Source organism: Pseudomonas cannabina (genome assembly GCF_900100365.1).
Lineage (GTDB): Bacteria > Pseudomonadota > Gammaproteobacteria > Pseudomonadales > Pseudomonadaceae > Aquipseudomonas > Aquipseudomonas cannabina.
This window is the reverse complement of sequence record NZ_FNKU01000001.1, coordinates 3869936-3883928: the sequence shown is the minus strand read 5'-3', so window position 1 is coordinate 3883928 and position 13993 is coordinate 3869936. Positions and strand designations below refer to the sequence as shown.

The following is a 13993-nucleotide window of genomic DNA, read 5'->3' as shown; positions in this document are numbered from 1 at the left end:
TTTCATTCTGGAGATAAACAACATGGGTCAGAAAGTTGCGGGTACCTGCTACATCAAAGTGGACGGCACCCAATTGACCATCAGCGGCGGCGGCGAAGCCCCTTTGATGAATGTAAAACGCGAGACAGTCGTGCCCGGTTATTACAAGGAAACCGAGAAGACTGCCTGGTTGAAATTCACGGCGGTGCATACCGCGGATCTGCCGCTCAAGCTGCTCACCACGGGTGTGGACATGACCATCACCTGTGAATTCAAGAACGGCAAAACCTACGTCCTGTCCGGCGCCTACCTAGTCGACGAGCCCAGCAGCAAGGCCGACGACGGCACCATCGAACTGAAATTCGACGGCAATCAGGGGAGCTGGCAATGAGTGAAGTCATCGACTTGGCCAGCCCGATCGAAGCACACGGGGAAACCCTTTCGCAGGTGACGTTCCGACGTCCTACGGCGCAGGAAGCGCGAGCCATCAAGGCCCTGCCGTACAAGATCGACAAGAACGAAGACGTGTCGCTGGACCTGGACGTGGCGGCGAAATACATCGCCGTTTGCGCCGGGATTCCGCCCTCGTCGGTCAATCAGATGGACCTGTGCGACATCAACACGTTGAGCTGGAAGGTTGCGAGTTTTTTCATGGCAGCGGCATCAGCAACCTTGAAGGCCTGATCGCCGTCGTTTACGACCTCGCGTACTTCTGGAAGACCGATCCCGAACTGATGATGTCCAGGGAGCTGGACGTCATCACCGAGTCGATCTTGCAGGCGCAACGCATCAACCAGATCCTGCAGGGGGAGTGATGGCAGACACTATCAGAACGCTGATTACCGGCGTCGACCAGCTGTCTCCAACGCTGGCAACTATCCGCAACAACGTCAAAGGCCTCGAGACCAGTCTTGGGACCATAGAGGTTGGCAAGGCAGTCACGGACAACGCTTAGGCGGGGCCTTTGATTGCCGGGGTAAAGGCAGCGATCGGTTTCGAGACCAGCATGGCCGGCGTGAAACGGTCAGTTACCTTTGAGACACCGCAGCAGTTCCAGCAGATGGGCTCCGATATTCTGGACCTCAGTGAACGGCTGCCGGAAAGCGCCAACGGCATCGCGGCGATTGTCGCCGCCGGTGCCAAGGCCAATGTTCCGCGTGAAGAACTGACCGGGTTTGCCAGCGATGCCGTGAAAATGGGCATCGCTTTCGATCAGACGGCGGCCGAGTCGGGCGACATGATGGCCTCGTGGCGATCTTCGTTCCAGATGACCCAACCGCAAGTCGCGGCGCTGTCCGAGAAGATCAACGTGCTCGGCGGCAACAATCTGGAAAAGAAAATCGCCACCATGGTCACCGCAATGGGCCCGCTCGGGCCGGTTGCGGGGCTGGCATCCGGGCAACTGGCGGCGATGGGCGCCACCCTGGCCAGCGTCGACGTGCCGGCCGATGTAGCGGCCAGCGGCATGAAGCGATTCATGCAGTCGTTGACCGAAGGCGGCGCGGCGAAAGCCGGGGCGTTCGAGGCGCTGCAACTCGACGTCAATCAACTGACCCAGGGCATGCAGAGCGACCCGTCCGGGACCATTGAAAAGGTCCTGACGGCGGTCTCAAGTGTTGACCCCGACAAACAGTCGGATGTCATCACGCAACTGTTCGGCGCCGAATCGCTGGGTGCGATTACGCCATTGCTGGCCAACCTCGATGTGCTCAGGTCCAACCTGGCCAAGGTCGGCGAGGGCGTGCAGAACAGCGGCACTATCGAGAAGGAGTTCGCCGACAACTCGCAGACCACGGCCACGGCCATCAAAGAGATGACCAACCGTGTCGATCGTCTGGGCATCAATATCGGCAGCATGTTTCTGCCTGCGATGAACGAAGCAATGGCCGTGATAGGGCCGATGATTTCTCAGGTCGCTGCACTGGCCGCCGAACACCCTGGCGTGATCAAGGGTGTGGTGGCCGCTGCGATTGCGTTCGGCGTCTTGCAAGTTGCGGTGATGAGCGCGACGACCGCTATGAGCGTACTTAGCGCGGTGATGGGCCTGTCACCGCTGGGCCTGATTGTGCGCGGCCTGGCGCTGGCGGCTGGTTTTCTGATCGCCAACTGGTCGACCGTCGCGCCTTATTTTGAGGCCGTGTGGGAGGCGATTCGCGGGCCGGCCATGGCGCTGTGGGACGTACTCAAGGCGGTATTTGCCTGGACGCCGATCGGCATGATCGTGGCCAACTGGCAGCCGTTGTCCGAGTTTTTTGCGGCGCTGTGGGATGTGATCAAAGCGCTGGCGACGCCGTTTTTCGACTTCTTGCAGACGCTGTTCGCCTGGACGCCGCTGGGCATGGTCGTGGCCAATTGGCAACCAATCTCCGAGTACTTCGCCGGGTTGTGGGAAAGCATCAAGACCACTGCTCAGCCGTTTACCGACGTGCTGGCAACGATGTTCAGTTTTTCGCCGCTGGGTATGGTTATCGAGAAATGGCAGCCGATCAAAGCCTGGTTCGCGGATTTGTGGGCGGACATCAAACCGTTCATCGACCCGATCATGAGCTGGTTCGGCAGCGGCGAGGATAAGTCCGTGCTGCAACGTACGACGGAAAAGGTCAATCATTTCGCTGAAGAGCAACGGGTACGCAACGCAGGGCCAGGCGGCGGGACCGGGGCGTTTCTGGCTGCAAATGCGGTCGAGGCCAGTCGCTTGAATCAGTTGCAGCTCAATCAGGCAACCGGTGTACCGCCGACCAGCCAGTTGCTGGGCGCGCCGAACGTGCCAGCCCCCGGCAGCCTGTTGTTGCAACAGGGGGCTGCGGGGACCGGCTCGCGGCTTGAAGGCGAACTCAATATTCGCTTTGAAAACGCACCGCCGGGCATGCGTCCGGGACAAGTACAAAGCAACCAGCCGGGTTTGACGATTTCGCCAAACGTCGGTTATCGAACCCTCGGCGCAGGAGCCGGATCATGAGTACATGGCGTGACAGCCTGCTGCCAGCGTCTTTCCGTGGCGTCGGTTTTTTCATTGAGAAAGCCGTCGTCCCGGTAGGTCGCAAGGGGCAGTTGCATGAATATCCACAACGCGACGAGCCCTACTTCGAGTCGCTGGGCAAGCAGGCGCAGGTTCACACACTGACAGCTTTTATTGTCGGTCGCGACTGTTTCGAACAACGGGACAACTTGCTTCAGGCGTTGGAGAAAGACGGGGCGGGTGAGCTGGTGCATCCGTGGCTGGGGCGCATGCAGGTACAGGTCGGGCAGTGCAGTGTGACGCACACCCTGACTGAAGGCGGGATGGTCCGGCTGGACCTGGTGTTTTATCCGGCCAACCCGCTCAAGTTTCCTGTGTCGACGCTCAACACCCGGCGGCAACTGCTGGGCGCGTCCGAGAGCCTGCTGGACTCGGCGCTTCGGCGCTATCGCTCGGTGATGGCCGTCGTGGATGCCGTGCGTATCAACATTCAGGCGCTGCGCAGCGCGCTGTCCGGGGTGTTTGCCACTATTCAGCGGCAGTTTGCACCGTTCATGGCGATCTATTCGGATGTCACTGCGCTGGTGCATTCGCTGGTCAATGCGCCGCTGACGGTGAGCACGTTGTTTTCCACGTTCTTCGCCAGCTTCGATGGCGACACTCGTCGATCTGGAAGGGCTGATGGCAGCAGCAATATCGGCGGCAGTACCGGTGGTGGTAGCGCCTCTGGTTCAGGTGGCTCCGCGAGTGGCAGCAATGGCAGCGGTTCTTCCAGCGGCTCGGCGTCCGGATCGGGCAGCACGTCCACCCGTCAGGCATCCCGGACGGCCATTAACGGCGGGACGTCCTCTGTTGAAACGGTTCCTTACCGGTCGGTTATTTCCGAGGCCACCCAACAGGCGGAGGCAGTGTCCAGTATCAATCTGGTCAACCAGGGCAGCGGGCTGGACACCGGCGTGACGGCTCAGGCCACTGCCAATCTGGTTCAGGATGCACTGTTGGTCAAAGTGGCGAGGATCGTCGCGAGCATGCCGGTGGCGGCGAAGGTCACGCCGCTGACGGTGGTGCCGTCGCTGGATCAGCAGGTGACGCAAGCGCTGCAACGTGTGGATGTGCCGGTTGCCGATGATGTGATCGAGCTGCGGGACACATTGAGCTCGGCCATCTGGGAAGCGTCGTTGAAAGCCGACCCCGAACATTACTTGGCGCTGAACACTTTGCGCCAGGCCCTGATCCGGCACCTCAACGCGGTGGCGGCGTCTGGCGTGCGTCTGGTGGACATGAAAGTGTCCGAACCGCTGCCTGCGCTGGTGCTGGCTTATCGGCGGTTCGGTGACGCCAGCCGGGGGCAGGAAATCGTCCAGCGCAACCGCCTTGCACACCCGGGTTTCGTGCCGTCCGGCACGCGGAAAATCGCTCAGGAGTGACCCATGATCGACCCTAATGTTGTCACCCTGACGGTTGGCGATCACGACTATGCCGGTTGGAAGTCGGTGGAAATCTCTGCCGGGATCGAGCGTCAGGCACGCAGCTTTGACGTGAGCATTACCTGGCAGTGGCCGGGCACTGAAGTCGCGCATCCGATCATGCCTGGCGCCGCCTGCGAAGTGCGTATCGGCGGCGAATTGATTCTGACCGGCTGGGTGTTCGCTGCGCCGATCAGCTATGACGGCAAGCAGGTCACGCTGAAGATTTCCGGTCGCTCGAAAACCGCCGACCTTATCGACTGCGCGGCCATCAACAAACCGAGCCAGTGGAAAGAGGTCGGGGTGCTGAAGATCTTTCAGGCGCTGGCTGCCCCCTATGCGTTGTCGGTGATCAGCGAAATCCCGGAAACCTCGAAGATGGCCGATCACACCATTGAGCCTGCTGAAAGCGTGTTCAAGTCCATCGATCGGCTGCTGACCCTGTTCCGGATTTTTTCCACCGATGACGAGTTCGGCAACGTGGTGCTGGCAAGGCCGGGGAGTCTAGGGCAGAGCGCAGACGCGCTGGAACTCGGCAAGAACGTGTTGAGCGCCAGCATCACAAGAGATTTTTCCGGGCTTTTTTCCGAATACCGGGTCATTGGTCAGCAGACCGGTAATGACAAGACGTTCGGCAAGGAAGCGGCGGAGGTTTCAGCGGTCGTTACCGATGACAGGAACAAAGAGCGCCTTCGCGTGCTGATCATCCATGAGGATGCGCCGATCACACCCAGGCTCGCGCTGAGCCGCGCCAATTGGGAGCGCGGTCAGCGGGCGGGCAAGGCGCTGCTCACCACCTACAAAGTGCAGGGCTGGCGGCAGTCCAACGGTGCGCTCTGGCGGCACAACACGATGGTGCAGGTGGTAGATCCGGTTATCGGTCTGGGCAGGAACATGCTGATTTCAGCCGTGACCTACTCGCTGAGTGATCAGGGCACCATCACCACGCTGGTGGTCGGGCCGCCTGAGGGCTTCCAGGCCGAGCCCGGTGACCCCAACAAGCGCAGCAAGGTGCAGGTCAATCAGGACGCTTACTCCTGGCTGCTGCCTATCGATGAGGAAACAACCGCATGAGCTTACTCAATCGCATGCTGGTGCGCGGCACGGTGGTGCTCGCCAAGGCCAGCAGCAAAATGCAGGCGCTGCAAATGCGCCTGACCGCAGGGGAGGTCAAGGACGACATGGAACACTTTGAACCCTACGGTTTTACCAGCAACCCACTCGCAGGCGCCGAAGGCATTGCCGCCTTTATCGGCGGCGATCGTTCTCACGGCTTGCTGCTGGTGGTGGCCGACCGACGCTATCGCCTCAAGGGGCTGGAGTCGGGCGAAGTGGCGATCTACACCGACGAGGGCGACAAGGTGCACCTCAAGCGCGGCAAGGTCATCGACATTGAAACCGGCACCTTGAACATCAAGGCGGCCGTAGCGGTGAATTTCGATACGCCGCAGATCACCCAGACCGGAAAGATCGTTTCCAAGGGCGACCAGATCGCCGGTGGCATCAGCCAGATCAGCCATTTGCACGGCAACGTGCAGGGCGGTAACGGGCAGAGCGGGCCACCCGTTGGAGGTGCCGGATGATCATTGAAGGCTCTCTGCAGGCTTCCTTGCTGCGCTCGGTGGTCATCAGCCTGTTCACCTGGCGTCGCGCCGAAACGGACGATCCGATCGACGATGCCGAACGCTTTGGCTGGTGGGGCGACACCTATCCCACGCAGGCCAACGACCGCATCGGCTCCAGGTTGTGGCTGCTGCGTCGGGTCCGGCTCACGGCGCAGACCCAGCGTGACGCCGAGTTCTATGCGCACGAAGCGCTCGCCTGGCTGATCGACGATGGCCAGGTCAAGAACATCAACATCCTTACCGAACAGGTTCAGAGCAATCGTCTGAACCTGGGCGTCGAGCTGGTCGTCTCCGACGGTCAGGTCGTGCGCTTCAACCCTTCAGAACAGTGGCAGGTGATTTATGCCGTTTGAAACGCCTACGTTACCGGCGCTGATCAACCGAACCCAGGTCGACCTCGCCGACGAAGCATTGCGTCAGTCCGATGCCCGGGTACTGTCGCGCGCGCACAGCGGTGCGGCCTACGGGCTGTACGGCTATCAGGACTGGATCGCCGACCAGATTCTGCCGGACACCGCCGACGAGGACACCCTCGAACGGCAAGCCATTCTGCGTTTGCGCCAACCACGCAAGGTCGCACAGGCCGCCAGCGGTTCGGTGCGCTTTACCGCTGCGGCCGGGGCCGTGCTGGATGCGGACACCGTCCTGCAATTCAGTGATGGGCGCTTCTTCCAGGTGACCAAAGGCGTCACCACGGTCGCGGGCAACAACACGACCACGGTCGAAGCAGTGGATGCAGGCATTCTCGGTAACGCCGATGCTGGCCTGGTGATGACGGCGGTGCAGCCGATCGAAGGCATCGACAGTACGTTCATCGTGATCGGCGACGGTCTGGTGGGCGGCATCGCGCAGGAAAGTATCGAGTCGTTGCGCGCGCGCGTGGTGCGCTCTTATCGCGTCATTCCGCATGGCGGCAATCAGGACGATTACGTGACCTGGGCGCTGGAACTGCCGGGCGTGACGCGAGCCTGGTGCGTGCGTCGTTACCTGGGGCCGGGCACTGTCGCGGTGTTCTTCATGCGTGACGATGATGCCAATCCGATCCCCGACGCCGGGCAACTGGCTGAAATGTCTGCCTATCTAGAGCCGCTGCGCCCGGTCACTGCCGACGTGTATGTGCTGGCGCCGGTGCAGAAGCCGGTGGTCTACACCATCAGACTGACGCCCGATACCTCGGCCGTGCGCGCGGCGGTCGAGGCCCAGTTGCTGGATCTGCACAACCGCGAGGGCGGACTGGGCGAAACCCTGCTGCTGACGCACATCGCCGAAGCCATCAGTCGCGCCACCGGCGAAACCGATCATGTGCTGGTTTCGCCCGTCGCCAACGTCACGGCGGCGGCCAATCAGTTGCTCACGTTCGGAGGCATTTTATGGTCGTCATAAGAACTGCCGAACACTACGCCGAGCAATTGCAGGCGCTGCTGCCACACGGTCCCGCCTGGGACCCGGAGCGCGTGCCGGAAGTGCGGCAGGTCATGACCGGGCTGTCCCATGAGTTTGCGCGCATTGATGGCCGCGCGTTCGACCTGCTCAACGAGATGGACCCTGCCACCGTCAGTGAGCTGGTGCCGGATTGGGAGCGGGTCATGAACCTGCCTGACCCGTGTCTGGGGCTCAAACCCTTGTTCGCCGACCGGCGCCTGTCCGTGCGCCAGCGGCTGGTGGCAGTGGGAGGGCAGAACGCAGCGTTCTACATCGACATTGCCATCAGCCAGGGTTACCCCGACGCCACTGTGACCGAACACCGAGCGCCCCGTATGGGGCGTTCGCGTTTTGGTCAGGCGCACTTCGGCACCTGGAACGCGCAATTCATGTGGACCCTGAACACCGGCGGCCGCCAGCGGCTGGGTCGGCGCTTCGGGGCCAGCTACTGGGGCGAGAGGTTCGGGGTCAATCCCGGCGTCGCTATCGAGTGTTTGATTCGTCGAGCAGCACCGGCGCACAGCGTCGAATTTGTTAACTTCAACTGAGGAACACAATGTGGATTATCCCAAGAGTGTGCCAAGCGTAGGCTTGGTCAGCGGCAAATTTGTAGATGAAAACCCGGCCACCGGCACGCCCGGCTCGCTGATCCCTGCAAAGTGGGGGAACTCGGTGACGCAAGAGATTTTGAATGCTATGGCTGCGGGTGGCGAGCTGCCGGACGAAACCAGAACAGACCAGCTCGCGTCGGCCATTACTCAGTTTGGTTCGCAAGTCAGGCAGGCCTATCGGGGTGCTGGCTTCGGGTATACGGCATCCGAGACGCTTCTTCCGGGAGTGGCGGGGCATTGGCACAGGATCAATGTTGCAGGCATCACGCTCACACTGCCTTCCAAATCAAGCGTGACGATCGGTAAGTCCGTGACCTTTCATAATGCATCGCCCGGAGCGGCAACGATCAAGGCCAGCGGTGCCGAGGTTATTTCACTGTTCGGCTCTGGCAGTAATACGTTACAGCTAAATGCGGCCGAATGGGTGGAGCTTGTCTTTAACACTGACGCTATCTACATCACCAAGCGCGGCAAAATAACAGAGGTAGTGGGGGTCGACTCTCAAAGAGTGTTTTCCTTTAACGCCGATACAGCTTTTACAAAGGAGCAGATGGAGTTGCTGCTTCTGGATGCTGCTGGCGGCAATCGTGCGTTCACACTGCCCTCCTCAAATGCGGTGCTAGGCGTCAAGGACGTTATTGTTCGCAGGATAGACAACAGCGGTAACCGATTGACTGTCAATGCTGCTGCCGGCGAAAAGATCAGGTTTCACACCCATTTAAATGCTGCTGGCTACTCCTTCCTGGTTCTGATGGGGGCTGGAGACTGGTGGCGTCTGCGCAGCGACGGTGCCGGGAGTTGGTGGCCGGTAGGACGCTACGACAGTACCCCGCTCGGACGACCTGTCTTCGAAACAACAACGTTGTTCAGTCCTGGAGGATATGGAGCGTTGAACGGTGGGCTGCTTAACCGTGCCGAGTGGCCGTGGCTCTGGGACCATGCGCAGAAATCCGGGATGGTTTACACCGAAGCAGCTCGTTCCGGGAAAGAAGGCGGATGGACCAGTGGTGATGGTGCTTTGACCTTTCGCGGACCTGAGGGGCGAGGGGAGTTTTTGCGAGTGCTGGATGAGTCGCGTGGGGTTGATACGTCGCGTGTTGCTGGTTCCTGGCAGGATGGCACTTGGCTGAGGACAACAGCTCAAGAGTGGAGCGGGGCCGATGTAGAGACTGGCAGCTACCTGTTGGGTACCGGTCATGCCCAAGCAGATGGGCGGCTGAATTCTACAGGTCCGGGCGGTTCCTTGCCCCCTGGAGCGCTAGTCCCGGCTGGGGGTTCGGCATACCTTCCGGAGACGACAGACAATGGCGTCATGGCGACTGTTGTAAGAGACCAGCAACCGATGAACAACTGGATTCGTTTCCGTAGTCGCAACATTGCCTATCCCGGCCGTATCAAACTGATCTGAGGACGTTATGCCTACTTACTTGATAGATAAATCCGGAGCCCTTATAGGGCCCGTTGAGTTACCGGTTGTTCCTGGGCTGGGCGAGCAAACTCCCAGTAATGCGGTGAATGTTCCTAAGTTGCTGAACGCGCCGAACACAGGTTATGCATGGACGATGGTCGATAATGAGCCGCAGCAGGTTGTGGATCGTCGTGGCTTGATGTACCGAACAAGCGACGGCTCTGAAGAAGAGTGGACCAGCTTGGGTACGCCGCCTGAAGGTCTCACCACAAAAAAATGGCCTGGCAAATACCACGTATGGCGTGATGGTAACTGGGCTTTTGATGATGAGACGCAAAAGTTTGCGTTGGCGGGCGCCGCACTGCTTGTCCGCGATAAGCGTTTGCAGGAGGCCGCAACACGTATCGCCCCATTGCAGTATGCCGTGGATCTGGGGGAGGCCACTGAAGCAGAAAAGACAAGTTTGCTTGAATGGAAACGCTACAGCGTGAAGCTGAACCGGATCGAGCAAAGCCCTGACTATCCTCTCCAGATCGAGTGGCCGTCACTTCCCTCGGATGCAACTGCTCTGTAGACATCGTCGTGAAAGCGCGTCTTGCTGCCTTATTTCCGATATCCGCCTGTATTTCCGACATGGTCAATAACCGCCGTCAGCTAATGATTGTCGCGGTAATAAAGTCATGTCCACTATATTGAAGGCGTCATTAAATAAGCACTAGGGAGGCGCTGATTTATTCGATTTTTCGTCCCTGCAACGCTCTGGAGGCCTTGATTTATCTGGGGGCAACAGCTGGGTTTTAGAATAAATCAGCGTCTCCCTAGATGTTTAAAGGAGGTGGTGATTATGCAATAAAAGCTGATGAATGGCTCTACTGAAAGGCTAAGGAGGCGCTGATTTATTCGATTTTTCGTCCCTGCAACGCTCTGGAGGCCTTGATTTATCTGGGGGCAACAGCTGGGTTTTAGAATAAATCAGCGTCTCCCTAAGGTAATGCCGGTAACTTCAGAGTTGCACTTGAAGTGATCTGGCGAGTACGTGAAGCGCTATCCGGTTGTAAGAAATACTCTCTTAAGGAGGCGCTGATTTATTCGATTTTTCGTCCCTGCAACGCTCTGGAGGCCTTGATTTATCTGGGGGCAACAGCTGGGTTTTAGAATAAATCAGCGTCTCCTTAATACAGTGCATAAAAGGAATTCACATGAACATAGTCCCTACTTCTCGTAACCCCCAATGGGCCGATCAGGCCCACACCTCCATGACACTCTGGGTGATCGTTAGGGAGACGCTGATTTATTCTAAAACCCAGCTGTTGCCCCCAGATAAATCAAGGCCTCCAGAGCGTTGCAGGGACGAAAAATCGAATAAATCAGCGCCTCCTTAGCGAACCCGGCTATATGGATCGTCAGGACGCTATATCGGTCTCTGCCAATCATCCGGATCCGCAATACGTAACATTTTTCAACCGGGCCATCGCCGGTGAGTTTGGTGAGATTCTTGAGCCGAGCGAGCAGATGATTCTGATGAGTGTTAACGCGGAGCGCAGCGTCTACCTCAACAACGCCACCAAGAAAATCAACGAGCTGGATTTTCAACTGGTTATTGTGCAAAACGCTGTCGCGTCGGGATCGGCCACGGACGCTCAAATCAAATCCCGGCCTGCTCTGCAAGCCGAGCTTGATGCCTATGCACTCTACCGGGCACAGCTTTCCAACCTCTCGACGCTCCCGGGATACCCGATGTCCTTCGCATGGCCCGTTCCGCCAGCGACGCCATTTGTTTACGTGGAGCCAGCGGTTGTGCCAACACCTCCTACAGGCGTGAGTGAAGACGAGCTGCCGTGGGTCATGAATAGCATTCGCAACCCTCGCTGGGTCGATCAAGCGCATACCGCTATTGTGCTTTTGGTCGTTTTTGAAAAGACCAAAGATACCAAGGGCGAGGAGGCCGTGACGGTTGCTGCCAACTCCCTGAAGCCGCAAGCCAGAGAGCTTTTCAATCGTGCCTTCAACGGCGAGTTTGGCGTGATTCTCGAACCGGTCGCGCAAGCAGGCGCAGGCGACGTAATCAATCAACGCAGTGAATACTCGGCCACGGCCACTGCGAAAGTCGATTCATTGATCAGCCGGCTGAGTGCCGTGCAAAGTGCAATTGAAGCCCAGCTGAAAACCTTGCCTGCACTACAAGCCGAGCTCAACGCGTATTGGCTCTACCGGGTACAACTCGCCCAACTCGATGCGCAGCCAGGCTTTCCGGAGTCGTTCGTCTGGCCTGTGCCGCCTGCGTCGCCATTCGTATACGTAAAGCCGATTGAGCAGCTGACACCGTTCACAGGTGTGAGTGCAGACGAACTGCCCAAGTAATAACGCCCCGCACTGACGGGGCGTTGTTTTATCCGTAATGCGCATTGCGCTTAAAACAGGAAAGCCTCGTCGACTGGGTATGTAAGCAAGCCCTACAGGAGGACCAATGCCTATCAACCAGCAACAACTGCTACAAATCCTCCCCAACGCCGGCCCGCAAGCCGGCGTTTTTGTTCCTGCGCTCAACGCTGCCATGACCTGCTACGCCATCAACACCCGGCTGCGCATCGCCGGATTCATTGCCCAGGTCGGGCATGAATCCGGGCAGCTTCGCTATGTGCGTGAACTGGGTGGCAACAGCTATCTGGCGAAATACGACACGGGGCAGTTGGCGCTGCGTCTGGGCAATACGCCAGACGCAGATGGCGACGGTCAGCTTTACCGGGGGCGCGGGCTGATTCAGGTGACGGGGCGGGCCAACTATGAAGCGTGCGGGGAGGCGCTGGGGCTGGACCTGTTGCGCCAGCCGCAACTGCTCGAACAGCCAGACCACGCGGCCATGTCGGCGGCGTGGTTCTGGGATCGGGCCAACCTCAACGTACTGGCAGACAAGGGCGACTTTCTGATGATCACCCGCCGTATCAACGGCGGCACCAATGGTCTCGCTGACAGGCAAGTGCTGTATCAGCGGGCACTGGAGGTGCTGCCATGAAAGCGCTGGATGCGCGATTCCTGATCCTGGCATTCGTGCTGGGTTCTGGGCTGGGCACATGGACGGCCTGGAAGTGGCAGGCGGCGTGTTACGGCCTGCAACTGTCCGCGCAAGCGCAGGGTTACCAGCGCGAGCGTGAGCAGGCGGCGCTGGCGGTCGTCGACTGGCAGAACGCCGAACAGGCCAAAAGGCGCGCGCTGGAAATCCGCCTGCGTGACAGCGACACAACCCTTCACAAGGAATTGAGCGATGCACAGACCTCTCAAACTCGTTTGCGCGACCGTCTGGCCACTGCTGATCTGCGGCTGTCAGTCCTTCTCGCCAGCCCCCTCGCGAATGATGGAATGCCAGCCACCGCCGACGCCGGTGGCCTGGTTCATGGAAGCGCGCGAGGCGAACTTGACCCGGCGGCTGCTGGGCGAATTGTCGCCATCACCGATGACGGCGATCAGGGATTGATCGCCTTGAAGGCCTGCCAGGCCTATGTACGCGAGATTGCGCACTGATGAGCCTCTCCTCGGCCATTGTGCCCCCGCCTCAATCCCGCCTCCGCAAGGAGGCGCGGCCCTCTTTCGAGCCTTTGCAGGCTTGCCAAACGGTCTTGCCCGGTACATTCATATTGCACCGGCCCATTCGGTACGCTAATGTCCCGAAACGTACCAACGAGACCCCCTCCCGTGACAACAGTCAGCAAGCTTTTGATGCGCGTTATCAAGGCTCACGCCCGTTGGCGTTGGCGCGCCTGACTATTTCCTTGCCGGCCCGGCCGGACCCGTACCTGTATGCCTTCGATTTGTGATGCTTTTCGCCCCGTTCACCTCATGCCTTGCGGCTGAAGAGGGACGGCATGAGTATCCGGAAGGCCTGAATCAAGTCAGTAAATCAAAAGGTTGATAGCAAAATGCTGCTGATGATCGATAACTACGATTCCTTTACCTACAACGTCGTGCAGTACCTCGGTGAGCTGGGGGCAGACGTCAAAGTTATCCGCAATGACGAACTGACCATCGCCCAGATCGAGGCGCTGAACCCGGAGCGCATCGTGGTCTCGCCCGGCCCGTGCACGCCCAATGAGGCGGGCGTCTCGCTGGAAGTGATCAATCACTTCGCGGGCAAGCTGCCGATTCTGGGTGTTTGCCTGGGGCATCAGTCCATCGGTCAGGCGTTCGGCGGTGAAGTGGTGCGCGCGCGGCAGGTGATGCATGGCAAGACCAGCCCGGTGCTTCACACGGACGGCGGCGTGTTCGAAGGCCTTAATCATCCGTTGGTGGTCACCCGCTACCACTCGCTGGTGGTCAAGCGCGATACCCTGCCTGAGTGCCTGGAAGTCACAGCATGGACGGCGCTGGAAGACGGTTCGGTCGACGAGATCATGGGCCTGCGTCACAAGACATTGAACGTCGAGGGCGTGCAGTTTCACCCCGAGTCGATCCTGACCGAGCAAGGTCACGAACTGTTCGCCAACTTCCTCAAACAGAGCGGCGGCCAGCGTCAGGGCTAAGGACTTTTT

15 protein-coding genes and 1 pseudogene are annotated in these 13993 nt (G+C 59.3%); all 16 read left to right on the top strand.

Translation table 11 applies throughout. From position 1 onward, the window contains the following. Positions 1 to 22 precede the first annotated feature (22 nt). Positions 23 to 370 carry a phage tail tube protein gene (locus BLT55_RS18355; protein WP_007251918.1) on the top strand — a complete coding sequence of 116 codons (348 nt, stop codon included), beginning with the start codon at positions 23 to 25 and terminating at the stop codon, positions 368 to 370. Then, complete coding sequence (locus BLT55_RS18350) at positions 367 to 663, top strand: phage tail assembly protein (RefSeq protein WP_024645957.1); 297 nt, start codon at positions 367 to 369, stop codon at positions 661 to 663. The genes BLT55_RS18355 and BLT55_RS18350 overlap by 4 nt, the downstream gene beginning before the upstream one ends. Then, complete coding sequence (locus BLT55_RS32360) at positions 588 to 794, top strand: hypothetical protein (RefSeq protein ID WP_102818422.1); 207 nt, start codon at positions 588 to 590, stop codon at positions 792 to 794. Before BLT55_RS18350 ends, BLT55_RS32360 begins: the two co-directional genes overlap by 76 nt. Further along, positions 794 to 2938, top strand: a pseudogene (locus tag BLT55_RS18345) (phage tail tape measure protein). Before BLT55_RS32360 ends, BLT55_RS18345 begins: the two are co-directional and overlap by 1 nt. Then, positions 2935 to 4365 carry a DNA circularization protein gene (locus BLT55_RS18340; RefSeq protein WP_054998896.1) on the top strand — a complete coding sequence of 477 codons (1431 nt, stop codon included), beginning with the start codon at positions 2935 to 2937 and terminating at the stop codon, positions 4363 to 4365. Before BLT55_RS18345 ends, BLT55_RS18340 begins: the two are co-directional and overlap by 4 nt. 3 nt (positions 4366 to 4368) lie before the next feature. Continuing rightward, the gene (locus BLT55_RS18335; RefSeq protein ID WP_054998897.1) at positions 4369 to 5478 is read left to right on the top strand and encodes a phage baseplate assembly protein; all 1110 of its coding nucleotides are present in this window, start codon (positions 4369 to 4371) and stop codon (positions 5476 to 5478) included. Continuing rightward, positions 5475 to 5987 (top strand): phage baseplate assembly protein V, encoded by a 513-nt coding sequence (locus BLT55_RS18330; protein WP_017683442.1) that lies wholly within the window; start codon positions 5475 to 5477, stop codon positions 5985 to 5987. Before BLT55_RS18335 ends, BLT55_RS18330 begins: the two co-directional genes overlap by 4 nt. Further along, complete coding sequence (locus BLT55_RS18325; RefSeq protein ID WP_054998898.1) at positions 5984 to 6382, top strand: phage GP46 family protein; 399 nt, start codon at positions 5984 to 5986, stop codon at positions 6380 to 6382. Before BLT55_RS18330 ends, BLT55_RS18325 begins: the two co-directional genes overlap by 4 nt. Next, on the top strand, positions 6372 to 7412 hold the full coding sequence (locus BLT55_RS18320) for a baseplate J/gp47 family protein (RefSeq protein WP_054998899.1): 1041 nt from the start codon (positions 6372 to 6374) through the stop codon (positions 7410 to 7412). Before BLT55_RS18325 ends, BLT55_RS18320 begins: the two co-directional genes overlap by 11 nt. Then, complete coding sequence (locus BLT55_RS18315; RefSeq protein ID WP_054998900.1) at positions 7400 to 7999, top strand: YmfQ family protein; 600 nt, start codon at positions 7400 to 7402, stop codon at positions 7997 to 7999. The genes BLT55_RS18320 and BLT55_RS18315 overlap by 13 nt, the downstream gene beginning before the upstream one ends. Before the next feature lie 10 nt (positions 8000 to 8009). Further along, positions 8010 to 9470: a hypothetical protein gene (locus BLT55_RS18310; RefSeq protein ID WP_054998901.1), complete on the top strand. Its 1461-nt coding sequence runs from the start codon at positions 8010 to 8012 to the stop codon at positions 9468 to 9470. Positions 9471 to 9477: 7 nt separating this feature from the next. Then, the gene (locus tag BLT55_RS18305) at positions 9478 to 10044 is read left to right on the top strand and encodes a tail fiber assembly protein (RefSeq protein WP_054998902.1); all 567 of its coding nucleotides are present in this window, start codon (positions 9478 to 9480) and stop codon (positions 10042 to 10044) included. 821 nt (positions 10045 to 10865) lie between these two features. Next, on the top strand, positions 10866 to 11831 hold the full coding sequence (locus BLT55_RS31045; protein WP_082438133.1) for a tail fiber assembly protein: 966 nt from the start codon (positions 10866 to 10868) through the stop codon (positions 11829 to 11831). 106 nt (positions 11832 to 11937) lie between these two features. Beyond that, positions 11938 to 12483 carry a glycoside hydrolase family 19 protein gene (locus BLT55_RS18290; protein ID WP_054999803.1) on the top strand — a complete coding sequence of 182 codons (546 nt, stop codon included), beginning with the start codon at positions 11938 to 11940 and terminating at the stop codon, positions 12481 to 12483. After that, a complete protein-coding gene (locus BLT55_RS18285) occupies positions 12480 to 12989 on the top strand; it encodes a lysis system spanin subunit (protein ID WP_054999804.1) in 510 nt (169 codons plus the stop codon). Before BLT55_RS18290 ends, BLT55_RS18285 begins: the two co-directional genes overlap by 4 nt. 395 nt (positions 12990 to 13384) lie before the next feature. Next, positions 13385 to 13984, top strand: a complete 600-nt coding sequence (locus BLT55_RS18280) for an aminodeoxychorismate/anthranilate synthase component II (RefSeq protein WP_007251903.1) — start codon at positions 13385 to 13387, stop codon at positions 13982 to 13984. Positions 13985 to 13993: the final 9 nt, after the last annotated feature.